This is a genomic window from Mesorhizobium sp. EU05-FHT14A09, from assembly GCF_058790995.1.
In genome coordinates this window covers 495,488-516,978 of record NZ_JBYTDF010000004.1, presented here as the reverse complement: position 1 = coordinate 516,978, position 21,491 = coordinate 495,488, and the positions used below count along the sequence as shown (strand labels likewise).

Here is a 21,491-nt window from a genome sequence, read left to right as displayed (position 1 = left end):
AAAGGAAAGCTCAGCAGTGCGGTTTACAGCTGTGTTGGAAATGCGGCGGAAAGGCTATTGGCAGAAGGTGCCGCCATTCCTGCGCGGGGCGAGATCAAGATGCAGGTGAAGCGTATGATCGGCGTCGCTGCCGGGCCCCAGCACCGTCTTGAAAGGGCCGCAGGCCACCTTGCGGATTTGCTCGATCAATTTCGCCTGCGGCGGCGAGGTGGTCTTGCCGACTTCAACGACGGTGTCGTCCGCGAGCGTGAACGCGGCGATATCCAGGGCGTTGCCAAAGGCATGTTCCGAAAGCTTGGAACTGCCATTGCGGGGACGGCAGACATAGCCGGACGCCTGTGAAATGGATTTCAACTCCTGGCCAAGTCCGCCCTTCGCGGCCGGGCCAATCACATCCTTGACGAAGCGGGACATGGTTTCGGCCATGGCGCAGTCGAGTTCGGCATCCGGGGTGATCTCGACTGAGTTTCCCAGCTTCCTGAGCACCAACGGGTAGGGGAGCGAGCAGCCAAGCGTGTCATCGCGTTTTGCTTTTGCCTCCTCGAACTCGGCGCCCAGTGCTTTCAGACGTTCGCGGCAGGCCGTTTCCTCCGCTGGCATCTTGTCGGCGGGTATGATGCCGGAACGAGGATCGGGCATCTGCTTTGCTGCGGGTTTTTTCCAGTCCGGAGGCAGTTTTGGGCCTTGGAACGGTTTGCGGCCGTTCGGCTCGCTCGCGACCTCGTCGGGAGAGTCATCGGGGCGCGACTGCGGCAGCGGCGCGTCGGAACGGCTCTCTGGAGCCTTTGGCGTGATTTCGCCCATGTCCCGGCGATGGGCTTCAGGGATCGGCGCCGTCGCGGGCAGTCTCGGGGACTTTGCTGAGGCAAGGCTGCCGTCAAAGAAGGTGGCGACACCCAGAAGTATGAACCCGATTGCCGCCAGCGGTTGTTTCAACAGCGTCATGAAACGCAAACGGTGACCGGCCATGTTGGTTGCCTGGCGCCGAGAAGTCTTCGTTCACAATGGGTTACGGCCTTGTTGCAGAAGACCCGTCCCAGCGCCCCACCAAGGCGGTTGACTGGCAGGGCGCCTAGCCTGAAATGAGCTTCCAGCCTTTCACCGGATGTCCTCGATGTCGCTGATTCTCTCGCCTCGTGTCCTGCCGATCCTCATGCTCATCGCATCGAATGTCTTCATGACCTTCGCCTGGTACGGGCATCTCAAATTCAAAAGCTCGCCGATCTGGATTGCCGTCATGGGCAGCTGGCTGATAGCCTTTTTCGAATACTGGCTGGCCGTGCCGGCGAACCGCATCGGCAATCAGGTCTATTCGGCTGCTGAGCTGAAGACGATGCAGGAGGTGATCACGCTCACCGTCTTCGCTGTGTTCTCGGTGCTCTATCTCAAGGAATCGCTGACCTGGAACCACGCCATCGGTTTCGCGATGATCGCCGGTGGCGCGGCGTTCATCTTCAAGGGATAGATTTCAGCTGTGATGGGATGAAATCGAACGCGCGCAGCGTTATCCTGCCATCGATAGGCCAGGAGGAATTCCCCATGCGCACGCGACTTCTGTTCCATGCGGCGGCCATTCTTGTCGCCATGCCGTTCGTCACCATTCAAGTTCAAGCCGCCGGCGGTGGCGGCGGAAGTGACACACCCAGCCCGACCGTCACCAAATGCAAGAAGGGCGAGGTCTACGACACCAAGTCCAAGAAATGCGCCGCGCCCAAGCAAGGCATGCTTGACGACGGCAACATCTACGAGGCCGGGCACGATCTGGCGATGGCCGGTCGCTATGACGAGGCGATCGCGGTGCTGACGCTTGCGGCCAACAAGAAGGATCCGCGCATTCTCAACTATCTCGGCTATTCACACCGCAAGTCCGGCCGCATCGTCGTAGGCCTCGGTTATTATGAAGAGGCATTGCGGCAGAACCCGGACTACACGCTGGTGCGCGAGTATCTGGGCGAGGCACGCCTGCAGATGGGAGATGTCGTCGGCGCACGCGAGCAACTGGGCGAGATCGAAAAGCGCGCAGGCAAACAATCGCGCGAGTACGGCATGCTGTCCGAGCAGATCGACCACTACGACAGGAGCTGAGCGGGTTTCGGCTTTGCCTTGGTCGTTTCGACAGCGTGGCGCAGCAATAAACCTGCCGATACGGGAGCATCCAAGCCGCTTTTTTGAGATGAAAATCGGTTGGAGCTTGCTATATTATGGGAATCTGAGGTGAGACGGTTCCGTCAGCCAGAAGCTGCCGGACCGTTTTCTTTTTGTACCCAGCGACAGGGTTGGTCCCGATTCAGGGGCCGGCAGGAAAAGGTGTGATGATGAACAAAGTGCCGATGACAGGCGGAGGTTTCGAGTCTCTCAAGGAAGAGCTGCGCTGGCGCCAGCAGGAAGAGCGGCCGCGCATCATCGAAGCGATTTCCGAGGCACGTTCGCATGGCGACCTTTCGGAAAACGCCGAATATCACGCTGCCAAGGAACAGCAGAGCCTCAATGAGGGCCGCGTCAGCGAGCTCGAGGATCTGGTGGCGCGCGCCGAAGTCATCGATGTTTCCAAGCTTTCCGGCAGCACCATCAAGTTCGGTGCCACCGTTGTCCTGGTCGACGAGGATACGGAAGAAAAGAAGACTTATCAGATCGTTGGCGATCAGGAAGCTGACGTCAAGGCTGGCCGCATTTCGATCTCCTCGCCGATCGCGCGTGCGTTGATCGGCAAAGGCGTCGGCGATGCCATCGAAGTCAATGCGCCCGGCGGGGCTCGCGGCTACGAAATCGTCAAGGTCCAGTTCGTCTAGAGGGTTTCCGTTTTAACGGAAGCGCGGAAACGCTCTAACTCTTTGTTTTTGCGCAATTCCAGACGGAAAACCGCTACGCACTTCTCCTGGAATTGCTCTAGGATCTGCCGGTATTCAGGGCGAACCGAGGGCTGTCTTTGGTTCTCCTGGGACCATGCGCCGTCGGCTATCTTTCCTTGAGCCTCAGCAAATCCAGCGCCTCGGCGACCGCAGCCTGTGGTGTTACCGGCTCGTCGCCGTGAGCCACGAGGGTCGAGGCATATTGCCCGCGTGGGCCGGTAAGGCCTGGTTCCGTCGTCAGGAAAATCGCAACGGTGGGCAGGCCGAATGCGGCCGCCAGATGGGTAAGGCCGGTATCGGCGCCAATCACCAGCGTTGAGCGGCCGATCAGGCCTGCGACTTCCGACAACGGCGATTTCGGCACCACCAATGTTGCCGGGACGGCCTTGCCGATCGCCTCGGCCACGGACCGCTCCTTGTCGTTCGACCAGGTCGTGACCGGCGTAAATCCTCGCCTGACCAGCAATTCGGCAGCGGCGATCCATTCCTGTGCCGGCCACTTCTTGTCCTCGCGGCTGGTGCCGTGCAGCAGGGTCGCGACCCGTCCAGCCGGGATCGGCGCGTTGGCGGGCGGAACGGCGATACCGGAATCGAGTGTCGACAGATCCGGTTCGTAGCCGAGAGCCAGTGCGAACAGGCGTCGCGTACGCTCAATTGCGTGCAGATCGCGCGGGACGCCATAACGCTGATTGTAGAAAAGTGCGGCGGAAGGCTCACGCGCGCTAGTCTTGTCGAAGCCGGCGATCGGAGCACCGGCGAATTTCGCGACGAAGGCCGATTTCAGCAGGCCCTGCGCATCCAGCACCAGGTCGTAGTGCGCAGCACGCAAGGCATCGCGCAGGGCGCGGCCCTCGCGCCATGTTGCCGGCGAGGCAAGCTGCCTGCGCCAACGCCGCAGCGCGACCTTGTGAACGGTGCCGATCGCCGGATGCAACGCGACAATGCTGGCGAACGGCTCCTCGACACACCAGTCGAAGCGGATGTTCGGCCGGGCGCGCAAGGCATCCTGAACGGCCGGGAAGGTGTGGATGACATCACCCATCGACGAGGTCTTGACTATCAGGACCTTCATGCTGCCGCCGGCTGTTCCATCAGGCGATCCGCAGCCTGGACGACACGTTCGACGTCGAGCGTGTTGAGGCAGTTCATGTGGCCGAGCGGACAGATCTTCTTGTGGCAGGGCGAGCAGGAAAGCTGCAGCCACACCAGTTCACGTTTCTCGGCGAGCGGTGGCGTGTTTTCCGGTGATGTCGACCCGTAGACGGCGACGATCGGCGTGCCGACGGCTGCCGCGACATGCATCAGGCCGCTGTCGTTGGAGACCGCCAGTCTGGCTGCCGCGATGAGATCGATGGCATCTTCCAGGCGGGTCTTGCCGGCAAGGTCGACACAGCCAGGTGCCAGTGTCGCGATTTCCGCCGTGACCGGGCTGTCGTTCTTCGAGCCGAACAGCACGACCTTGAAACCCTTTGCCATCATGGCGCGGGCAAAGCCGGCATAGGATGCGCTTGGCCAGCGTTTGGCCGGGCCGAATTCCGCCCCCGGCATCATCGCCACGAACCTGCCGGCCTCAAGGTCGTAGCGTGCAAGCAGTTCTGCCTGGTTCGCCTTGTCGACGGTCAGCTTCGGCGCCTGGAAGGCGCCGCCACGCGCCAGAGAAAAGAAACCGTATGCGGTGCGGCGCTTTTCCTTCTTGGGTTGCCCGACGATGTCGGTGAGCAAGCCGTAGCGCATTTCGCGCAGATGTCCGACCCGCTTCGGGATCCGGGCAAAGAACGGGATCAAGGCCGATTTCAAGCTGCCCGGCAGCACATAGGCCATGTCGTAGCGGCCCTTCAGCATGCGGCCGTATCTGCGCCGTACGCCGAGTTCCAGCTTGCCGGACGGCACCGGCATTTCGATCTGCTGGCGAACCTCAGGCATACGCCCGACCAATGGGGCGGCCCATGCCGGCGCCATGACGTCGATGCCGGCATTTGGATAGAGCTCTTTCAATGCCGAAAACAGGCATTGCGCCATGACCATGTCGCCCACCCAGCGGGGGCCGATCACGAGGATCGTCGGGCTTTCAGCCATTCGACATAGTCTTTCACGCCGGTTTCCACATTGCGGAACTCGCCGTTGTAACCGGCAGCACGCAGGCGGGACATATCAGCTTGGGTGAAACTCTGGTAGCTGCCCTTCAGATGGTCGGGGAAGTCGATGTATTCGACGCTGCCCTTGCCGAGCGAAGTGATGACGGTCTCGGCGATGGCACGGAAAGGCTGGGCGCGGCCGGTGCCGCAGTTGAAGATGCCGCTGGCGCCGCGCTTCCAGAGCCACAGATTGACATCGGCGACATCGCCGACATGGATGAAATCGCGGCTCTGCTCGCCCGGACCGAAACCGTCATAGGCACCGAAAAGCTTGGGGTTTTCGCCGCGTCCAACCTGGTTGAACAGATGGAAGGCGACCGAGGCCATGGTGCCCTTGTGCTGCTCGCGCGGGCCATAGACGTTGAAATAGCGCAAGCCGGCGACCTGCGAGTGGCCGGGGCCGACCACGCGGCGAACATAGTCGTCGAACAGCTTTTTCGACCAGGCATAGACGTTGAGCGGCCGCTCGAAGTCCTGCTCTTCGCGAAACACGGAACCGCCGCCATAGACGGAGGCCGATGACGCATAGAGGAACGGAACACGCTGCTCCAGACAGGCGTGCAGCAGGCGCTTCGAATAGGCGAAATTCACGTCCATCATGAATTTGCCGTTCCACTCGGTGGTGGTCGAGCAGGCGCCTTGGTGGAAAACGGCTTCGATCCGCCCGAGCTTGCCTGCCTCGAAAGCGGCCGGGAACTCGTTCATGTCGAGGTAGTCGGCGATCCTGAGGTCGGCCAGGTTGACGATCTTGTGGCCGTCGGTCAGGTCGTCGACCACGAGGATGTCGTCATGGCCTTCGGCATTCAGCGCGGCGACGATGTTGGAGCCGATCATGCCGGCGCCGCCGGTTACGATGATCATCGGGACCTCGGATTGTTGAGCGGATCGCGGTCCTTATAGGAGAGGCGAGAGGGCGTGTCGACAAGAGGCGTCCTGTGATCGGCAAGGAGCATTGCCGCAGTTGCGCTGCCCAGGTTTGCGGTATATCCGCTTGGCCCATGAGCGAGTTGCACCTGTCTTCTCCCGAAATCCTTCACCGCGCGATCGCCCGGTTTGCCGATGTCACCGTCCTGGTGGTCGGTGACCTGATCCTCGACCGTTTCGTCAGCGGCGTGATCGAACGCATCTCGCCGGAAGCACCGATCCCCGTCCTGCATGGCCGCGGCGAAACGCTGGCAATCGGCGGCGCCGGCAACGTGGTTTCCAACATCGTCTCGCTGGGCGGCAAGGCAATCCCGGTCTCGGCGCTCGGCGATGATGCCGCTGCTCGCAACATCATGCGCATGTTCGCCGAACTCGGCGTCGATACCAGCGGCGTCGGCCAGTCGCGGGATCGCATGACGTCCTCGAAGTCGCGTTTCAGCGCGCTCAACCAGCAGGTGCTGCGCTTCGACGAAGAGGAAATCCGCGCGCTGGACACAGCGGAACGCGCAAAGCTGCTTGCGGATTTCCGTGAGGCCCTTTCCAGGGCCGACATAGTCATCCTGTCCGACTACGGCAAAGGCATCCTGCTCGATGGTGTGGCCGCCGAATTGATCGCGGTCTGCCGCGAAGCCGGCAAGCCGGTTCTCGTCGACCCGAAGGGGCGGGATTATGCACGCTATCGCGGCGCCACGGCGGTGACGCCCAACCGCAAGGAACTGGGCGAAGCGGTCGGGCGTTCGGTTTTCGCCGACGACGATATCGTCGCCGCCGGACGTGAATTGATCGCTGCAAACGACTTCGATTTCGTCGTGGCAACCCGCAGCGAAAAGGGCATGAGCGTGGTCGATGCGCAATCGGCACGTCACATCGCGACCCAGGCGCGTGAAGTGTTCGACGTTTCAGGCGCCGGCGACACGGTGATCGCCTCGTTTGCTCTGGCTCATGCGGCAGGTGCCGACCGTGCCGCGGCCGCAGCCATCGCCAATGCCGCCGGCGGCGTCGTCGTCGGCAAGCGCGGCACGGCACGGCTGACGGACGATGAACTGACCGGTGCATTGTTCCGTTCGCATGGTGCTGTCCACAAGGATGCCATCCTCGACATGGCGACCGCGCAGCGCCTTGTGACGACCTGGAAAGACGAAGGCCTGACGGTCGGCTTTACCAACGGTTGCTTCGACATCCTGCATGCCGGCCACGTCAGCCTGCTCAATGCCGCGCGCAGCCAGTGCGACAGGCTGGTGCTGGGGCTGAACAGCGACGCTTCCGTCCGGCGGCTCAAAGGCCCTGAGCGGCCGGTCAATGACCAGCACGACCGTGCCTGCGTGCTGTCGGCACTCGCGTCCATCGATGCCGTGGTGGTGTTCGAAGAGGATACGCCACTGAAACTGATCGAGGCGCTGCAGCCCGATATTCTGGTCAAGGGCGCGGACTACACCGTCGACCAGGTCGTCGGCGCCGACGTGGTGCAAAAGGCCGGTGGCCGTGTGGTCCTCGTCGATCTCGTTGCCGGGAAAAGCACCACCGGCACCATTGGCAAATTGCGTGCCGGTAGCGGAAACTGAAAAATCCATGTCCAAACTGAACGACTATCTTGTCCGCTCGGCTGACGCGATCACGACCATGGTCGAACGCGACCTGACGGGCGAAATGCAGCGGGCGACCGATGCTGTCGTGGCGGCATTGTCTGCAGGCAAGGCCTTTCTGATCTGTGGCAATGGTGGTTCGGCAAGCGATGCCATCCATATCGCAGGCGAACTGGTCGGGCGCTTCCTGAAGGAGCGCAAGGCCTACAACGTCATCGCGCTGCCCGCCAATACGGCGGTTCTGACGGCCTGGGGCAATGACTACGGTTTCGACACCGTGTTTTCCCGGCAGGTGGAGGCGCATGGCGCCGACGGTGCGGTGCTGCTGGCGATCTCGACCAGCGGCAATTCCCCTTCCATCCTTGCAGCTGCGGAACAGGCACGCGCGATGGGCATGACGGTGATCGGCCTGACAGGAGACAGCGGCGGCAAATTGAAGCCGTTGTGCGATGTCCTGCTCAACGTACCGTCCAGTTCCACGCCGATCATCCAGCAGGGCCATATCTGCCTGTACCACTATCTCTGCGAAGAGGTAGAAAGCCGGCTGAGCAACGGCCCCGCTGCCTGATGCCGAAAATGAAGGCTCCGCATCCGCTTGAGGAGCCGGGGCTTTGGGTCGAGCGGATTGGCGAGAAGGCCTTTCCCGAGGGGTGTCCAGTGCTCTTCCTCGACCGGGACGGCACCATCAACGTCGACACCGGCTATCCAAGCGACCCTGAGCAGGTGGTGCTGCGCGATGAGATCATCCCAGCCATCCAGGCTGCCAACCAAGCCGGCTGGCCGGTGGTGATCGTCACCAATCAATCCGGTATCGCACGCGGCTATTTCGGCTGGGACGTCTTTGCGGCCGTGAATTACCGCGTTCTGGAACTCCTGGGCGAGAAAAGCTGTTCCGTCGACATGGTTCTTGCCTGCGCCTACCACGAAGCAGGCACCGGTGTGTTCGGCGCAGGAGATCATCCAATGCGCAAGCCCAACCCCGGCATGTTGTTGAGGGCGGCTAAGATACTGGGAGCCGACATCCCCGGATCAATCATGGTCGGCGACAAGCATGCCGATGTCGAGGCTGGGCGCCGCGCAGGGTTGTCGCGATTGTTCCTGGTGAGAGACGGGGATGCCGCAGCCGAGCACGCGGCGGCGACTGAAATCCGGTCTATTCGCCAGCCTTGAATTCGCTCTGGCCGGCGCGATGCGCGTCGCGCGCCTCGAACAGCTTCGCCTCGGTCACGTAGGAATAGAGGAAAACCATCGCCGAGTGGACATAGCCATGGCGGCCGCACAGGAAATAACGCTTGCCGACATAGAATTTCAGGAAATTGATCCAGGGTGAGAACATAAGGCGCGACATGCTGGGCTTTGCGCCTTGCTCCAACTGCGCTTCGACCTTGAGCGACGAATAGGAATTCGTGCGTTTCAATTCATCGGTCAGCGACGTTGCCCGCCGATGCAGCAACATGCCTTTTGCAACGATCGCCGTCTTGCCCGGCACCCTGAAGGATTCATGCACGCGCTGCGCAACGTCCATCGTCGCCTTGTCGCGGCGGAACAGGCGGAAGATGCGGTTGTGCGCCACCCCGCGATGGGCATAGCCATAGCCCTTCAGGTAGTCGCGGCGGCGCACGAACCAGCCGTCAATGCCGGTTTCGCCCGATTGTGTGATTTCGATGATGGACTGCTTCAACTCGGCGTCGGCGCGCTCATCTGCCTCGATGCAGAGGCACCAGGGCTGGCTGGCCCGTTCCAGCGCAAAAAGCCGCTGCCTGGCGAAACCGGGCCAGTCATTGTGGAAGAGGCGGATCGGATAGCCCTTGGCGATAAATTCCTGAATGCACTCGAGGGTGCCGTCGGTCGAGCCGGAATCCACCACCACGATATCGGCGCAGAAGTCGACGCTCTCCAGGCAGTCGGCAATCATGTCGACTTCATTCCTGCAGATGATGAGAGCGGAAACCGGCGTGTTGAACTGAGACATGGGGAGGAAATTAGTAGCGGGACGAGCTGTGTCCAGCCATGCGCCTTTACTGTGTTTGGTTCAAGGCGCTGATTTCAACTAGGCCTTCATCTTTTACCTTGCGGATCGTCAATGCGGTGCGCACCGTATCGACATTCGGCGTGGACGTCAGTTCTTCGATGACGAAGCTCTGGAACGTCGCCAGATCCCTGGTCACGCAATGCAGCAGGAAGTCGGACTCGCCCGACACCATCCAGGCATCGCGCACGATTGGCCAGTTGCGGGTGCGCTCGGCGAAGGCCTTCAATTCCGCGTCTGCCTGGTGATGCAGGCCGATCAGGCAGAACGCCACCACGTCCATGCCGAGCGCCGGCGCGTTGAGCAGGGCGCGATAGCCGCGGATGATGCCGGTTTCCTCGAGCCGTTTGACGCGGCGCAGACAAGGTGGCGCGGATATGCCGACGCGGCGCGAAAGCTCGACATTGGTCATGCGTCCGTCGCGCTGCAATTCCCGCAGGATCTTCCAGTCAATGGCGTCGAGATCGGCCTTAATCGGCATGGTTGTCCGCCTGTCGCGCAAGAATCTTTCGCAAACACGTCATTAAACGAGTTTGCGGGCCACGCCATCCCTAGAAGCGGGGAATTTTCAGCATTCACCGGTGATTAACCATGTGGTCGCGGGTTCGACCCGCGGCACAAGCATTATGGGGACACTTGTCGCACGTCCTTGCTGGCAGAGAGGGCAGCACTTACATTGCGCGCAACAGTTGCCGCTCGTTTCGGGCCGCTTGGTGCGGCTGTCTTTCGTAAAGGCCATTCCATGACCGTCAAGCACGCGCCCGTCCTCATCATCGGCTCCGGCCCTGCCGGTTATACGGCGGCCATCTATGCCGCCCGCGCCATGCTGAAGCCCATGCTGGTGGCGGGTTTGCAGCAGGGTGGCCAGCTGATGATAACCACGGATGTCGAAAACTATCCCGGCTTCGGCGAGCCGGTGCAGGGCCCGTGGCTGATGAGCGAAATGCAGAAGCAGGCTGAACATGTCGGTACCGACATCATCAACGACATCATCACCGAGGTCGACCTCGACGTCCGTCCGTTCAAGGCCAAGGGCGATTCCGGCACGACCTATACGGCGGATGCGCTGATCATCGCCACCGGCGCGCAGGCGAAATGGCTGGGCATTCCTTCGGAGCAGACCTTCATGGGCTTCGGTGTTTCTGCCTGCGCCACCTGCGACGGGTTCTTCTATCGCGGCAAGGATGTCGCGGTAGTCGGCGGCGGCAATTCGGCGGTTGAAGAGGCGCTCTACCTCTCCAACCTGGCCAAGTCAGTCACTGTGATCCATCGCCGCAGCGAGTTCAGGTCCGAGCGCATCCTGCGCGAGCGCTTGATGAAGAAGGACAATGTCCGCGTCATCTGGGACACGGTCGTTGACGAGATCACCGGGCGTCCAGGCCAGGCACCGCTGCCGCCTTCGGTCGAAGGACTGAAGCTGCGCAACGTAGCGACCGGCCAGGAAAGCCAGCTGAAGGTCGATGGCGTGTTCGTGGCGATCGGCCACGCGCCGGCAGTCGAGCTGTTCACGGGCAAGCTCAAGCATAAGCCCAACGGGTATCTGTGGACGGCGGCGGATTCGACGCGCACCGATGTGCCGGGGGTGTTCGCTGCCGGCGATGTGACGGACGACATCTATCGCCAGGCGGTGACGGCGGCCGGCATGGGCTGCATGGCGGCGCTGGAAGCGGAAAAATATCTTGCTGGGATAGAGGTACATCGGGAAGCGGCGGAGTAAGCCGCAAAATCTCCGAAATCTTTCTTCAGACGCCAAAACGAAACGAGGGGAATCATGGCGCTGGATTGGGACAAACTTCGCGTGTTTCACGCAGCCGCCGAGGCTGGGTCGTTCACGCATGCGGCCGAGACACTGCATCTTTCGCAGTCGGCCATTTCGAGGCAGGTCAGCGCGCTGGAACATGATGTCGGCGTGCCGCTGTTCCATCGCCATGCGCGCGGCCTCGTGCTGACCGAGCAAGGCGAGATGCTGTTTCGCACGGCGCATGACGTGCTGATGAAGCTGGAATCGATCAAGACCCGGCTCGCTGAATCCAAGGATCGGCCGTCGGGTATCCTGCGTGTGACCACCACCGTGGGCCTCGGCGCCGGCTGGCTGACCGACCGGGTCCAGGAATTCATCGACCTCTATCCGGAGATTCACCTGCAGCTCATCCTCGCCAATGAGGAGCTGGACCTGACCATGCGCCAGGCCGACTGCGCGATCCGGCTGCGGCAGCCGCAACAGCCGGACCTGATCCAGCGTCGCCTGTTCACAGTGCACTTCCACCTCTATGCGTCGCCTGCCTATGTGAACAAGTTCGGCAAACCGGCGACGGTGGCTGAACTGAAGAACCATCGCATCGTCACCTTCGGCGTGCCGGTGCCGACGCATCTGTCGGAGCTCAACTGGCTGGAGACGGTCGGCGACTTCGAAAGCGGTCAGCGCGTGCCGACGCTGCAGATCAACGACATCCTGTCGATCAAGCGCGCCGTGCAGGGCGGCGCCGGCATCGCGATGCTGCCGGACTATGTCGTCGGCAAGGATGCGGGCCTGGTGCAGCTCCTGCCTGAGACCGAGGTGCCGTCCTTCGATACCTACTTCGCTTATCCCGACGCGATGAAGAACCAGGCCAAGCTGCACGTCTTCCGCGACTTCATCATTGCCAAGGCCCGCAACTGGTCCTATTGAGCCCGCGCTGCCGGGTCTCTCATCTGGCTAGGCGCCAGGCCATGGCGTCAGTCGCGGCAGCCAGCCGGGAACAGCGCGGCGATAGTTTTCGTACTCGGCGCCATAGCGCCTGGCGAGGGTCGGCTCTTCATAGAAGTGCACGAATGAAGCCATTGCGATGCCCATGACCAGGCCGTAGAGGGCGACCGCCCAGCTTGCGAAAAGCAGAGCCTGGCCGGCGATGATCGACAGCACCGCGACATACATCGGGTTGCGGACATGGCGATAGATGCCGCCGACCACCAGCTTTTCGGTCGGGGCGACCGGTGCCGGTGTGCCGAGCCCTTCCAGGGCGAAGCGGGCAAAGGAATGCAGAAGCACCACGATTGCCGCCAGGATCAGCAACCATCCGATCGCGACGACAGGCACTGTCGCCGAGAAGGGGAGGCGGTAATGATCGAGGATCAGCCAGGGCAGCAGCCCGGCAACGACACAGGGCGCGGCCAGGAAAAAAAGCGCACTGCCGAAAACTGCGGAAGTCCTGGTCTTCATGGCGATCCCCCAGTTGTTCCACGCTAGAGCGACCTTTGATATGGCACATGACCTTTTCCGAAAATCGGTTCCGATTTTCGGGGGCATGCGCAAGCCGATCAGCGTTACCGTCGTTATTCCTGTTGCCTGTTTTGTCGGCAGGCCTTGGTCTTTCTTCCGCCTATGAATGCATCGATCTGCGGTGCAACATGCTGCTGTGGGAGCAATATGCCTGCGTTTCTGGCCCTATGGCCAAGAAATGTACGTTGGACCACAGCCTATGCCTTTTTGCATGTGTGCGTTGCAAAATAGATGCTTGTTTGTTGGGCAGGATGCGCCCATATATCAATCATCTCCTGGGCGCGTTCTCCTCCCATTAGCGCCCTCGAGTGTTCCCCTCTGGAGGTTTAGCCCTAACGGGCACTTCCATTCAACTTAGCCGGGTCTTCGTGATCCGGCTTTTTTGTTGCCCGAAGAGGGAAGCAATCGAATACCGCAAGGCTCTGGCACTGAGCTGATCCCTCCGTACGGAGCGGGCGCTCGGAAAGGCTTGGGGCGTGTCGCACCGAACCTGTCGAATGTTAGTTATTCGTCATGTAACGGTCACGTGTAACCCCAAGTAACATGCATAGGGCGCGAATTAGCGCGTAAACACGTAGTCAGGACGCGGTCAGATTCGTTCGAGGGATGGGGGCATCTCACGCTCGATCAGGCTCTGGCAACGACCGCGTCCAGCCTTATTCTTCCGGTCGAGGTAACGGTCCCTGGATTGGATACATGCGGCGGACCTGACGTCTTTTCTCCCAAGAAAGCGGTCCGCGAAAACGGCGTCCAGCATGGCTGGACGCCGTTTTTCTTTCACGCCCAAATCGCTTTCCGGCTTGAGCATTTTGTAGCCAAGTGGAATCACTTGGCGTTACAAGAATGCGGGGAAAACAAAAACTTAGAGCGTTTCCGCGTTTCCGTGAAAAACGGAAACGCTCTAGGGCCGGGAAGCCTGTTCAGTCAGGCATCTTCAGGCGGCCTTGCCGTTGGCGTTCATCACGTCATCGGCGAGACGGCCGGTCAATTCCGCCATGTGGTCGAAACTCGCCCGATAGCTGGCGACGCCCGCCGTCGCGGACCGGAGTTCGATGATCAGGTCACCGATCTCGGCCTGCGGCATGGTCGCTTCCACGACATCCCAGCCCTGCCAGTCGGCGCGGGCGTCATAGCCGAGAATCTGTCCGCGCCGCTGCGGGATGAGCGCGATGATCCTGGCCGTGGCGTCGGAAGGGGTGACGATCTCGACCTTCATGATCGGCTCGAGCAGCACTGGTGAGCAGGTCGCCATGCCCTCCTTCATGGCGAGCTTTGCCGCCATCTGGAACGCCATGTCGGAAGAATCGACCGCATGGTAGGAGCCATCGGAAAGATTGACGGCGACGTCGACGACAGGGAAGCCAAGCGGGCCGGATTTCAGATAGTCGCGTGCGCCCGTCTCGACCGACTGGATGTAGGTCTTGGGCACGACGCCGCCGGTGATGGTGTCGGTGAACTGGAAGCCGGTGCCGCGCGGCAATGGCTTGATCTCCAGCACGACATCGCCGAACTGTCCGTGACCGCCCGACTGCTTCTTGTGACGGCCGCGCTGCTGCACCGACTTGCGGATGGTTTCGCGATAGGGCACCGCGGGCGCATGTCCTTCGACAGGGATCTGGTTCTTGCCCTCCAGCCGTTCGCGCACCACGCGCAGATGCATCTCGCCATGGCCGGACAGCACGGTCTCGGCCGAGTCCTGGTTGTGCCTGAGGCTGAGTGAAGGATCCTCCTCGGCGAGGCGCTGAATGGCCGCCGACATCTTGACGTCGTCCTTGCGTTCTTTCGGCCGCAGGGCAAAAGCATAAACCGGTTGCGGCGGCGCGAGATCGACGAGTGGTTTGACGCCGCCCTTTGCCGACGTCAGGGTCTGGCCGGTGCGGACTTCGTCCAGCTTGCCGAGCGCGACCGTCTCGCCGACCTTCGCCGCGCTCAGCTTCGACTGGTCCTTGCCGAGCATGCGGTAGATGCCGGACACCTTCGTGCTGTTGCCGTCGGGCAGGAACAGCTCGGTGCCGTCGTTGACCTGGCCCGAGAGAATGCGGGAGACCGAAAGCTTGCCGCCATGCGGCGTGTGGATGGTCTTCATCACCTGCACGACCGTCGCTGCGCCATCCGGCGTGCCGAGGCGCCTGCGCGTCGCCTCGATGTCCGGTGCATCGTGGCGGATCGTTTTCAGCAGCCGCAGAACGCCGTTGCCTTTCTCCGCCGTGCCGATCAGCACAGGCGTAACGGTGCCCGCGCGCAAATCGGCGGCGAGGTCGTCGAAGATGGCGTCCTTCGGCGGTTCGATCTCCTCCAGCAACTGCTCCATGAGCTGGTCGTCGTGATCGGCGAGTGTTTCCAGCATCGAGAACCGCGCCTCGATCTCACGCGCCTTGTCGTCGCCGGGGATTTCGGCGACTTCGCTCTCGGCATATTCGCGGTAGATGTAGGCACGTTCGAGCGCGAGGTCGATCGAGCCGATGACGACGCCGTCCTTGCGCAGCGGGATCTGGCGCAGCAGCAGCGGCACGGAACTTGTCGGCTGCAGCATCTTCAGCGTCTCGCGTACGCCGGCGATCGCCTTGTCGACCTTGTTCAGGAACAGGATGCGCGGCACGCCGAGATCGTCCAGCTTGCGCATGATGAGCTGCAGGGCCGGGATCTTCTTCTCATCCGCCTCGGCGACCACGACGGCGATGTCGCAACCCGCCAGGACAGGCTCGGCTTCGAACGCGAACTCGATGGAGCCGGGGCAATCGATGAAGGTGAACTCGTCGCCCATGAATTCGGTGGTGGCAACGGTTGCCTCGACGCTCATGGCATGGGCGCGGGCTTCGGCGGAATGGTCCGATACCGTGTTGCCGGATGAAACCGGGTTCTGGCGAGGAATGGCGCCCGTTCGGGCGAGAATAGCTTCGAGAAGTGTCGTCTTACCGCTTGCGAAGGGACCGACTATGGCGATGCATTTCGGTCCCGAGCGTCGTCCTCCGGCGCGATTACCCATGCTGACCTCCACTCAGGCATTCCGCTGAGAGCGGCGGCCGGCCTGTCGGCCGTCGCAGGTCGAAAGCGTTTGCAAGCGACCTGGAAACATCGAAACATGGGTTCGAAAGCAGGGCAAGGAAAATAGATGACGCCATGCTTGGTCGACAAAGAGACTGCCCTGCAAATCCTGAAGGAGAATTCGATGAAGATCATCGCCTGCGGCAGCGTGCCGACCGTTCTCGCCTCGAACGCCTATTTCACCGGCAGGGTGACGCAGAACCCGATCATCGAGGCGGAGGCGCCGGCGCGGCTGAGAGCGACCTCGGTGAGTTTCGAGGCGGGTGCACGTACCCACTGGCACGCGCATCCGCTCGGCCAGACCATCCATGTCGTCTCCGGTGCCGGGCTGGCGCAGAGCTGGGGCGGGCCGATCCAGCAGATCAGGGCCGGCGACACCGTCTGGTTCGAGCCTGGCGAGAAGCACTGGCATGGTGCGGCCAGCAAGACGGCGATGACCCATATCGCCATGCAGGAAGCGTTGAATGGTTCGCCGGTCGACTGGCTGGAGCCGGTCAGCGACGAGCAGTATCAGGGCTGACCTGATGCTACCTGCCAAAAAAAGCCCGGTCGTGACCGGGCTTTTTTGAGTGGTGCGAACCGCCTGGCGGCTTAGCTGAGGCTGCCCGTGAAGCGCTGGATGCGCGTGCAGGCTTCTTCCAGCAACGTTTCGGACGTTGCGTAGGAGATGCGGAAGTTCGGGCCGAGGCCGAACGCCGAACCGAACACCACCGCCACGCCTTCGGCTTCCAGCAGTTCCGAGCAGAAGGTCTCGTCGGAATCGATGATTTTGCCGCCCTGCGTCTTTCGTCCGATCAGCTCGGCGCAGGATGGATAGACATAGAACGCGCCTTCCGGCGACGGGCAGGAGATGCCACGGGCCTGGTTCAGCATCGACACGACGAGGTCGCGGCGCGCCTGGAAGATCGCCTTGTTCTTCTTCACGAAATCCTGTGGGCCGTTGAGCGCTTCCACCGAGGCCCACTGTGCGATCGTGCAGGCGCCCGAGGTCTGCTGGCCCTGGATCATGTCCATCGCCTTGATCAGCGGCAGCGGTCCGGCTGCGTAGCCGATGCGCCAGCCGGTCATGGCGTAGGCCTTGGACACGCCGTTCATCGTCAGCGTGCGCTCATAGAGGCGCGGCTCGACCTCGGCGATCGTCCTGAAGACGAAATCGCCATAGGTGAGGTGCTCGTACATGTCGTCGGTCAGGATCCAGACCTGCGGGTGTTTCAGCAGCACCTCGGCAAGCGCCTTGAGTTCGGTCTCGGTGTAGGCAGCACCCGACGGGTTGGATGGCGAGTTCATCACCAGCCATTTCGTCTTCGGCGTGATGACCTTCTCCAGGCCTTCGGCCGTCAGCTTGAAGCCGTTGTCGATGCTGGTCTCGGCGAAGGTCGCCGTGCCGCCGCAGATCGCCACCATCTCTGGGTAGCTCACCCAATAGGGACGGGGAATGACCACTTCGTCGCCGGGGTTCAGCGTCGCCATGAAGGCGTTGAACAGGATCTGCTTGCCCCCGGTGCCGACGATGGTCTGCTCCGGCTTGTAGTCGAGATTGTTCTCGCGCTTGAACTTCCTGGCGATCGCGTCGCGCAGCGGGACAATGCCGGAAACCGGCGGATATTTGGTCTCACCGCGGCGGATCGCTTCGATCGCCGCGTTCTTGACGTTGTCGGGCGTGTCGAAATCGGGCTCGCCGGCGCCGAGGCCGATGATGTCGCGGCCGGCGTTTTTCAGCTCGCGCGCTTTCTGCGTCACCGCGATGGTCGCGGAAGGCTTTACGCGGGAAAGGGCATCGGCGAGGAAGGCCATGACATCATCTCCATGAGGGAGCTGCCAAACGCGGCAGCGGCGTCTCTATTGTCGTATCGGCAAAACAAGCGCAAGCTTCGTTTGCTGAGCCAAAGGCTCAGTTTTGGCTTCGCCAGAGCCATTCGGGATCATTAACGCGTGATAAAACCTTGGCCGGTAAATTGGCCTGGTTTTCGCACGCGACGAAGTGAGGGACAGTGTCGCGCAGCATAGGGCTCGCTCATATCATCCGTCACGATGATGGCACCTCGACCGGGGTGTGGGGCCTGTACACCCTGAAGAGCGCGTTCCAGCCGATCTTCGCCTTCGAGGAAGGCAAACTCTCCATCGCGGCCTTCGAAGGGCTGATACGGCCGTTCCGCGACGGCGAACCGCAATCGCCGGGTCAGTTCTTCGCCACCTGCCCGCCCGTCGACAGGCTGCATATCGAAGCGCTGACCAGAACATTGCACCTGCTCAATGCCGGTGCCTGCCTGCCGGAAGACGCCAGCATCTTCATCAACTTCGATCCATCCGTTTTCATCGACCGTGCGGTGTCGGACAACGCGTTGCGCGAGATGCGCCTGGTGCTGCACGAAGCGGGTATCGATCCCAAGCGGGTCGTCTGCGAGGTGACGGAACAACGCTCGGCGTCCAAGGATGCGCTCGGCGATTTCGTCGACGCGCTGCGGGCTAACGGGTTCCGTATCGCCGTCGACGACTACGGCGCCGATGATTCCGACATCAATCGCATCAAGGAGCTGAAGCCGGACATCGTGAAGTTCGATGCGCACTGGATCACCCAGCTGATGGAATCTGGCGCCGGCTTCGCCTTGCTGATGACCATGGTGGCGGCGTTCGAAGGTCGTGGCATCCGGACGGTTTTCGAAGGCATCGAAGAGACCTGGCAGCTCGATCTTGCCGAAAAATCCGGGGCGTCCATGGTGCAGGGTTACGTCCTGGCCAAGCCGGAAATCGCGCCGACCAGTTTCCGCAGCTATGCCAGGCCCGTGCACATGCCTGAACCCGGGCAGCGGGCCAGTGGTGATCTCGGCGACGGCATCTCGACCCAACCAGCCCGGCCGACCAGGGTTTTCGGCAAGCGCATCATTCAGTGAGCGCTTGACGGCCAGCAGTTCCAGCAACGGCGCGCAACTGTTTTGCAAAGGTCGGCAGGCAGGTCGCGTTACCGGCGCTGCTCATGTCGTCCGGTTTCGGGTGGCCGCATTGTCGGTGACACGCTTTCGATGATCCGGGGGCAGGGACACATCAACGGCGTTGATTGATATTCACAAAAAGAAATCGCTGGTTGCCGGGGTTCTGCTCGGGCAAACGGATGCTTCGAGGGAGCCAGGATGACCATTCTCTACAGCATGATCGACAGTGGCAATTGCTACAAGCCGCGCCTGCTGATGGCCAAGCTCGGTCGGTCCTTCACCAATGTCGAGGTGTCGTCGCATGACGGGGCAACGCGCACTCCGGACTATGTGGCCAAGAATCCGAACGCCATGGTGCCGATGCTGGAGCTGGACGACGGCCGCCGTATCGCAGAATCCAACGCCATCCTGCTCTATCTGGCGGAAGGCACCCGTTTCCTGCCCGCCGACCGCTACGAGCGGGCTCTGGCCTATCAGTGGCTCTTCTTCGAACAATACAGCCACGAGCCCAACATTGCCGTGCGCAAGGCGCTGCTGACTTTTCCGGAGCGGGCGAAGGATGCGACGCCGGAACGTCTCGCGATGACGCTGGAGCGCGGCAACAGGGCGCTCGGCGTCATGCAGCAGAGACTCGGGCAGAGCCCGTTCTTTGCCGGCGAAGCCTACAGCGTCGCCGATATCGCTCTTTATGCCTATACGCACACGGCCGAGCTTGGCGGCTTTGATCTGAAGGCGTTCCCGGCGGTCGGCGCATGGCTGAAACGAGTGGAAGCAGATCCCGGTCACGTGCCGATCGAATGGCTACCGTGACATGCAGCAATTCCGGCAAAAGTGCGCAGCGGTTTTGCGCCTGGAATTGCGTAAAAACAAAGAGAGAGAGCATTGAAGGCGATTCTGTTTTCGCCGGAAGTGCTCAGTCTCACAGACAGTCCGTGCACAGGGCAGCAGGGTGACGCATGATCCTTATCGGGCAGTATGATTCCCCCTTCGTCAGGCGCGTTGGCATCGCGCTGACCCTGTACGGGATTCCCTTCGAGCATCGGCCTTGGTCGACTTTCGGCAACGCCGACAGCATCCGTCCCTTCAACCCGCTGACCCGTGTGCCGACATTGGTGCTGGACGATGGCGAGGTGCTGATCGAAAGCCACCTCATGCTGGACTATCTCGACAGCCTGGTTGCGCCTGAACAGGCGATGTTTCCGCGCGCTGAGCCATTGCGGCACAAGGCGTTGAAGGTTGCGGCCCTTGCCACCGGTTTGGCCGACAAGGCGGTGAGCCTGTTCTATGAACAGCGCCTGCACGACGAGATGTCCGGCATGTGGGTCGATCGATGCTGCGCCCAGATTGCCGGTGTGCTGGAGGTGCTGGAGAAGGATCGCGCCGCGCAGCCGGGCGAATTCTGGTTCGGTGAGCGGATCGGTCACGCCGACGTTGCGGTGGCGACGGCGTTGCGTTTTCTCAACGACGCGCATCCGGGGCTGGCCGAGATGGCCGGGTTTCCAAGGCTTGCCCGTCATGCGGCGACGCTGGAAGCGATGCCGGTTTTCAAGGCCATCGCGCAGGAATTCGTCGCTCCGGCCTGAGTTGGACGGTGAACCATCCCAAAAGCAAAACAAAAAACAAAAAGGCGGGAAAAATCCCGCCTTTCGTTAAGTCTGCTAGCCTGACCCGGAGCGTCTCTGGTGGTGCCGGTGGCAATCTGCCACTTCGGCGGTCCTTCCGTTTCCGCTCCGGCGCGCTTGTCGCGCGACCGTCAGTACATCCGTGACTTGCCGCGCGCCCCGGACAGATGCCCGGCGCGCGCCTTGCGCCAAATCAGGCTGCCGACAGAGAACCAGCGGACGACTTGCCAGTGCGGCGGTCCTGCTCGATCTCGTAGCTGATCTTCTGGCCATCAGCCAGGGTGGTCAGGCCAGCGCGCTGCACAGCGGAGATGTGGACGAAAACGTCCGCGCCGCCGGCGTCAGGCTGGATGAAACCGAAGCCCTTGGTGGCGTTGAACCACTTGACCGTTCCAGTTGCCATATCAATGTTCCTTCACATTCACTTGCGTTTTCTTCAGACCGGACCCTATCCGGCCTTTGGTATCGAGATTTTGGAGAAAGACGGGAGCAAACGCGAAGATCGCGAGGCGTAGGGTCAATCGGCCCAAATATCAACGCAACGCATATAAGCGACTTTTTCACCAAAAACAAGGCGGTGTTGTTTGATCCTGACGCGAGACACTGCGCGGCTGGCAAGGTGCCGACTGTCGGCGTAATCTATGATCAAAGGATGCTTCGCGCTGGAGGAACCATGAAAAAGACGATCCTGCTTGCCGCATGCCTTTCGCTTGTTGCGGCCGAAGCCCAGGCGATTTCACGCCACGATCCGACGCGCATGAGCTGCGACCGCGTGCAGCGTCTCGTCGACCGCGAAGGCGCCGTGATCCTGCGTTATCGGTCGCCGCGCAATCCACGCCTCACGCTTTATGACCGTTATGTTGCAAGTGTTGAATTCTGCGACATGGGCGAGGTCCGCAGCCGCGCCTCCGTGCCGAGTGCCGATACCGGATCCTGCCCGGTGTACCGATGCAAGCGCCCCGATTTCGATCGCCGACGCTTCATCCTGCCATTCGACTAGAGTGCCGACAGGGTGAGGGCTCTTCGAGCGGCGGGAGAGAATTTTGGGTGCGTCCTTCGAGGCTCGCTTCGCTCGCACCTCAGGATGAGGGCCGTTGTGCCGAGGGCCTTAAATT

Annotated in this window: 23 protein-coding genes; 13 read left to right on the top strand and 10 right to left on the bottom strand. The window is 61.6% G+C overall.

Annotated features, from left to right (window positions below):
- Window positions 1-54 precede the first annotated feature (54 nt).
- The gene (locus AC3WTO_RS17485) at window positions 55-945 is read right to left on the bottom strand and encodes an extensin-like domain-containing protein (RefSeq protein WP_492462014.1); all 891 of its coding nucleotides are present in this window, start codon (window positions 943-945) and stop codon (window positions 55-57) included.
- 169 nt (window positions 946-1,114) lie between these two features.
- Here AC3WTO_RS17485 and AC3WTO_RS17480 point away from each other — a divergent pair, with 169 nt between their 5' ends.
- The 3 genes from AC3WTO_RS17480 (at window position 1,115) to greA (ending at window position 2,789) form a co-directional block, all read left to right on the top strand.
- Window positions 1,115-1,465, top strand: a complete 351-nt coding sequence (locus AC3WTO_RS17480) for a DMT family protein (protein WP_492462013.1) — start codon at window positions 1,115-1,117, stop codon at window positions 1,463-1,465.
- Window positions 1,466-1,539: 74 nt separating this feature from the next.
- Window positions 1,540-2,085, top strand: coding sequence for a tetratricopeptide repeat protein (locus AC3WTO_RS17475; RefSeq protein WP_492462012.1), 546 nt, complete (start codon window positions 1,540-1,542; stop codon window positions 2,083-2,085).
- Window positions 2,086-2,315: 230 nt separating this feature from the next.
- The gene (gene greA, locus AC3WTO_RS17470; protein WP_326893991.1) at window positions 2,316-2,789 is read left to right on the top strand and encodes a transcription elongation factor GreA; all 474 of its coding nucleotides are present in this window, start codon (window positions 2,316-2,318) and stop codon (window positions 2,787-2,789) included.
- 166 nt (window positions 2,790-2,955) lie between these two features.
- Here the strand turns inward: greA and waaC are convergent, their stop codons facing one another.
- The 3 genes from waaC to rfaD are packed head-to-tail and all read right to left on the bottom strand — an operon-like array spanning window position 2,956 to window position 5,845.
- Window positions 2,956-3,921: a lipopolysaccharide heptosyltransferase I gene (gene waaC / locus AC3WTO_RS17465; protein ID WP_492462011.1), complete on the bottom strand. Its 966-nt coding sequence runs from the start codon at window positions 3,919-3,921 to the stop codon at window positions 2,956-2,958.
- Window positions 3,918-4,925, bottom strand: a complete 1,008-nt coding sequence (gene waaF, locus AC3WTO_RS17460) for a lipopolysaccharide heptosyltransferase II (RefSeq protein ID WP_492462010.1) — start codon at window positions 4,923-4,925, stop codon at window positions 3,918-3,920. Before waaF ends, waaC begins: the two co-directional genes overlap by 4 nt.
- Entirely contained in the window at window positions 4,898-5,845 is a 948-nt protein-coding gene (rfaD, locus tag AC3WTO_RS17455; protein WP_492462009.1) for an ADP-glyceromanno-heptose 6-epimerase, read from the bottom strand. The genes waaF and rfaD overlap by 28 nt, the downstream gene beginning before the upstream one ends.
- Before the next feature lie 137 nt (window positions 5,846-5,982).
- On the opposite strand from rfaD, the gene rfaE1 reads away from it, so the two are divergent.
- The 3 genes from rfaE1 to AC3WTO_RS17440 are packed head-to-tail and all read left to right on the top strand — an operon-like array spanning window position 5,983 to window position 8,661.
- Complete coding sequence (gene rfaE1 / locus AC3WTO_RS17450; RefSeq protein ID WP_492462008.1) at window positions 5,983-7,470, top strand: D-glycero-beta-D-manno-heptose-7-phosphate kinase; 1,488 nt, start codon at window positions 5,983-5,985, stop codon at window positions 7,468-7,470.
- 7 nt (window positions 7,471-7,477) lie between these two features.
- A complete protein-coding gene (locus AC3WTO_RS17445) occupies window positions 7,478-8,059 on the top strand; it encodes a D-sedoheptulose-7-phosphate isomerase (protein WP_492462007.1) in 582 nt (193 codons plus the stop codon).
- Between the two features lie 8 nt (window positions 8,060-8,067).
- Window positions 8,068-8,661, top strand: a complete 594-nt coding sequence (locus AC3WTO_RS17440; protein ID WP_492462006.1) for a D-glycero-alpha-D-manno-heptose-1,7-bisphosphate 7-phosphatase — start codon at window positions 8,068-8,070, stop codon at window positions 8,659-8,661.
- Here AC3WTO_RS17440 and AC3WTO_RS17435 read toward each other — a convergent pair.
- A complete protein-coding gene (locus AC3WTO_RS17435; protein WP_492462005.1) occupies window positions 8,645-9,463 on the bottom strand; it encodes a glycosyltransferase family 2 protein in 819 nt (272 codons plus the stop codon). The two genes, AC3WTO_RS17440 and AC3WTO_RS17435, sit on opposite strands and share 17 nt — an antisense overlap.
- A gap of 46 nt (window positions 9,464-9,509) precedes the next feature.
- On the bottom strand, window positions 9,510-10,001 hold the full coding sequence (locus tag AC3WTO_RS17430) for an Lrp/AsnC family transcriptional regulator (RefSeq protein WP_492462004.1): 492 nt from the start codon (window positions 9,999-10,001) through the stop codon (window positions 9,510-9,512).
- A 261-nt stretch (window positions 10,002-10,262) separates the two neighbouring features.
- Here AC3WTO_RS17430 and trxB point away from each other — a divergent pair, with 261 nt between their 5' ends.
- Complete coding sequence (gene trxB, locus AC3WTO_RS17425) at window positions 10,263-11,237, top strand: thioredoxin-disulfide reductase (protein ID WP_492462003.1); 975 nt, start codon at window positions 10,263-10,265, stop codon at window positions 11,235-11,237.
- 54 nt (window positions 11,238-11,291) lie between these two features.
- The gene (locus AC3WTO_RS17420) at window positions 11,292-12,188 is read left to right on the top strand and encodes a LysR family transcriptional regulator (RefSeq protein ID WP_101937785.1); all 897 of its coding nucleotides are present in this window, start codon (window positions 11,292-11,294) and stop codon (window positions 12,186-12,188) included.
- Window positions 12,189-12,215: 27 nt separating this feature from the next.
- Here the strand turns inward: AC3WTO_RS17420 and AC3WTO_RS17415 are convergent, their stop codons facing one another.
- Window positions 12,216-12,719 (bottom strand): methyltransferase family protein, encoded by a 504-nt coding sequence (locus AC3WTO_RS17415; protein ID WP_492462002.1) that lies wholly within the window; start codon window positions 12,717-12,719, stop codon window positions 12,216-12,218.
- A 994-nt stretch (window positions 12,720-13,713) separates the two neighbouring features.
- Window positions 13,714-15,765, bottom strand: a complete 2,052-nt coding sequence (locus AC3WTO_RS17410; protein ID WP_492462001.1) for an elongation factor G — start codon at window positions 15,763-15,765, stop codon at window positions 13,714-13,716.
- Between the two features lie 183 nt (window positions 15,766-15,948).
- Between AC3WTO_RS17410 and AC3WTO_RS17405 the strand changes: the two genes are divergently transcribed.
- A complete protein-coding gene (locus AC3WTO_RS17405; RefSeq protein WP_492462000.1) occupies window positions 15,949-16,344 on the top strand; it encodes a (R)-mandelonitrile lyase in 396 nt (131 codons plus the stop codon).
- 71 nt (window positions 16,345-16,415) lie between these two features.
- On the opposite strand, the gene AC3WTO_RS17400 is transcribed toward AC3WTO_RS17405, so the two are convergent.
- A complete protein-coding gene (locus AC3WTO_RS17400; protein WP_492461999.1) occupies window positions 16,416-17,618 on the bottom strand; it encodes a pyridoxal phosphate-dependent aminotransferase in 1,203 nt (400 codons plus the stop codon).
- Between the two features lie 197 nt (window positions 17,619-17,815).
- On the opposite strand from AC3WTO_RS17400, the gene AC3WTO_RS17395 reads away from it, so the two are divergent.
- The 3 genes from AC3WTO_RS17395 (at window position 17,816) to AC3WTO_RS17385 (ending at window position 20,337) form a co-directional block, all read left to right on the top strand.
- Window positions 17,816-18,715 (top strand): EAL domain-containing protein, encoded by a 900-nt coding sequence (locus AC3WTO_RS17395; RefSeq protein ID WP_492461998.1) that lies wholly within the window; start codon window positions 17,816-17,818, stop codon window positions 18,713-18,715.
- 237 nt (window positions 18,716-18,952) lie between these two features.
- The gene (locus AC3WTO_RS17390) at window positions 18,953-19,564 is read left to right on the top strand and encodes a glutathione S-transferase family protein (RefSeq protein ID WP_492461996.1); all 612 of its coding nucleotides are present in this window, start codon (window positions 18,953-18,955) and stop codon (window positions 19,562-19,564) included.
- Window positions 19,565-19,710: 146 nt separating this feature from the next.
- Complete coding sequence (locus AC3WTO_RS17385; protein ID WP_492461995.1) at window positions 19,711-20,337, top strand: glutathione S-transferase family protein; 627 nt, start codon at window positions 19,711-19,713, stop codon at window positions 20,335-20,337.
- A gap of 232 nt (window positions 20,338-20,569) precedes the next feature.
- Here AC3WTO_RS17385 and AC3WTO_RS17380 read toward each other — a convergent pair whose 3' ends face one another.
- The gene (locus AC3WTO_RS17380) at window positions 20,570-20,779 is read right to left on the bottom strand and encodes a cold-shock protein (protein ID WP_024925349.1); all 210 of its coding nucleotides are present in this window, start codon (window positions 20,777-20,779) and stop codon (window positions 20,570-20,572) included.
- 270 nt (window positions 20,780-21,049) lie between these two features.
- Between AC3WTO_RS17380 and AC3WTO_RS17375 the strand changes: the two genes are divergently transcribed.
- Window positions 21,050-21,376, top strand: coding sequence for a hypothetical protein (locus AC3WTO_RS17375; RefSeq protein ID WP_492461994.1), 327 nt, complete (start codon window positions 21,050-21,052; stop codon window positions 21,374-21,376).
- The last annotated feature ends 115 nt before the right edge of the window (window positions 21,377-21,491 follow it).

Bases quoted from the DNA above. Each gene is read 5' to 3' on its own strand.
- AC3WTO_RS17405 (WP_492462000.1), top strand. From the start codon at position 15,949: ATGAAGATCATCGCCTGCGGCAGCGTGCCGACCGTTCTCGCCTCGAAC.
- AC3WTO_RS17390 (WP_492461996.1), top strand. From the start codon at position 18,953: ATGACCATTCTCTACAGCATGATCGACAGTGGCAATTGCTACAAGCCG.
- AC3WTO_RS17435 (WP_492462005.1), bottom strand. From the start codon at position 9,463: ATGTCTCAGTTCAACACGCCGGTTTCCGCTCTCATCATCTGCAGGAAT.
- waaF (WP_492462010.1), bottom strand. From the start codon at position 4,925: ATGGCTGAAAGCCCGACGATCCTCGTGATCGGCCCCCGCTGGGTGGGC.
- AC3WTO_RS17420 (WP_101937785.1), top strand. From the start codon at position 11,292: ATGGCGCTGGATTGGGACAAACTTCGCGTGTTTCACGCAGCCGCCGAG.
- rfaE1 (WP_492462008.1), top strand. From the start codon at position 5,983: ATGAGCGAGTTGCACCTGTCTTCTCCCGAAATCCTTCACCGCGCGATC.
- AC3WTO_RS17430 (WP_492462004.1), bottom strand. From the start codon at position 10,001: ATGCCGATTAAGGCCGATCTCGACGCCATTGACTGGAAGATCCTGCGG.
- greA (WP_326893991.1), top strand. From the start codon at position 2,316: ATGAACAAAGTGCCGATGACAGGCGGAGGTTTCGAGTCTCTCAAGGAA.
- AC3WTO_RS17440 (WP_492462006.1), top strand. From the start codon at position 8,068: ATGAAGGCTCCGCATCCGCTTGAGGAGCCGGGGCTTTGGGTCGAGCGG.
- AC3WTO_RS17485 (WP_492462014.1), bottom strand. From the start codon at position 945: ATGACGCTGTTGAAACAACCGCTGGCGGCAATCGGGTTCATACTTCTG.
- AC3WTO_RS17480 (WP_492462013.1), top strand. From the start codon at position 1,115: ATGTCGCTGATTCTCTCGCCTCGTGTCCTGCCGATCCTCATGCTCATC.
- rfaD (WP_492462009.1), bottom strand. From the start codon at position 5,845: ATGATCATCGTAACCGGCGGCGCCGGCATGATCGGCTCCAACATCGTC.
- AC3WTO_RS17400 (WP_492461999.1), bottom strand. From the start codon at position 17,618: ATGGCCTTCCTCGCCGATGCCCTTTCCCGCGTAAAGCCTTCCGCGACC.
- AC3WTO_RS17385 (WP_492461995.1), top strand. From the start codon at position 19,711: ATGATCCTTATCGGGCAGTATGATTCCCCCTTCGTCAGGCGCGTTGGC.
- AC3WTO_RS17415 (WP_492462002.1), bottom strand. From the start codon at position 12,719: ATGAAGACCAGGACTTCCGCAGTTTTCGGCAGTGCGCTTTTTTTCCTG.
- AC3WTO_RS17410 (WP_492462001.1), bottom strand. From the start codon at position 15,765: ATGGGTAATCGCGCCGGAGGACGACGCTCGGGACCGAAATGCATCGCC.
- AC3WTO_RS17445 (WP_492462007.1), top strand. From the start codon at position 7,478: ATGTCCAAACTGAACGACTATCTTGTCCGCTCGGCTGACGCGATCACG.
- AC3WTO_RS17375 (WP_492461994.1), top strand. From the start codon at position 21,050: ATGAAAAAGACGATCCTGCTTGCCGCATGCCTTTCGCTTGTTGCGGCC.
- waaC (WP_492462011.1), bottom strand. From the start codon at position 3,921: ATGAAGGTCCTGATAGTCAAGACCTCGTCGATGGGTGATGTCATCCAC.
- trxB (WP_492462003.1), top strand. From the start codon at position 10,263: ATGACCGTCAAGCACGCGCCCGTCCTCATCATCGGCTCCGGCCCTGCC.
- AC3WTO_RS17475 (WP_492462012.1), top strand. From the start codon at position 1,540: ATGCGCACGCGACTTCTGTTCCATGCGGCGGCCATTCTTGTCGCCATG.
- AC3WTO_RS17380 (WP_024925349.1), bottom strand. From the start codon at position 20,779: ATGGCAACTGGAACGGTCAAGTGGTTCAACGCCACCAAGGGCTTCGGT.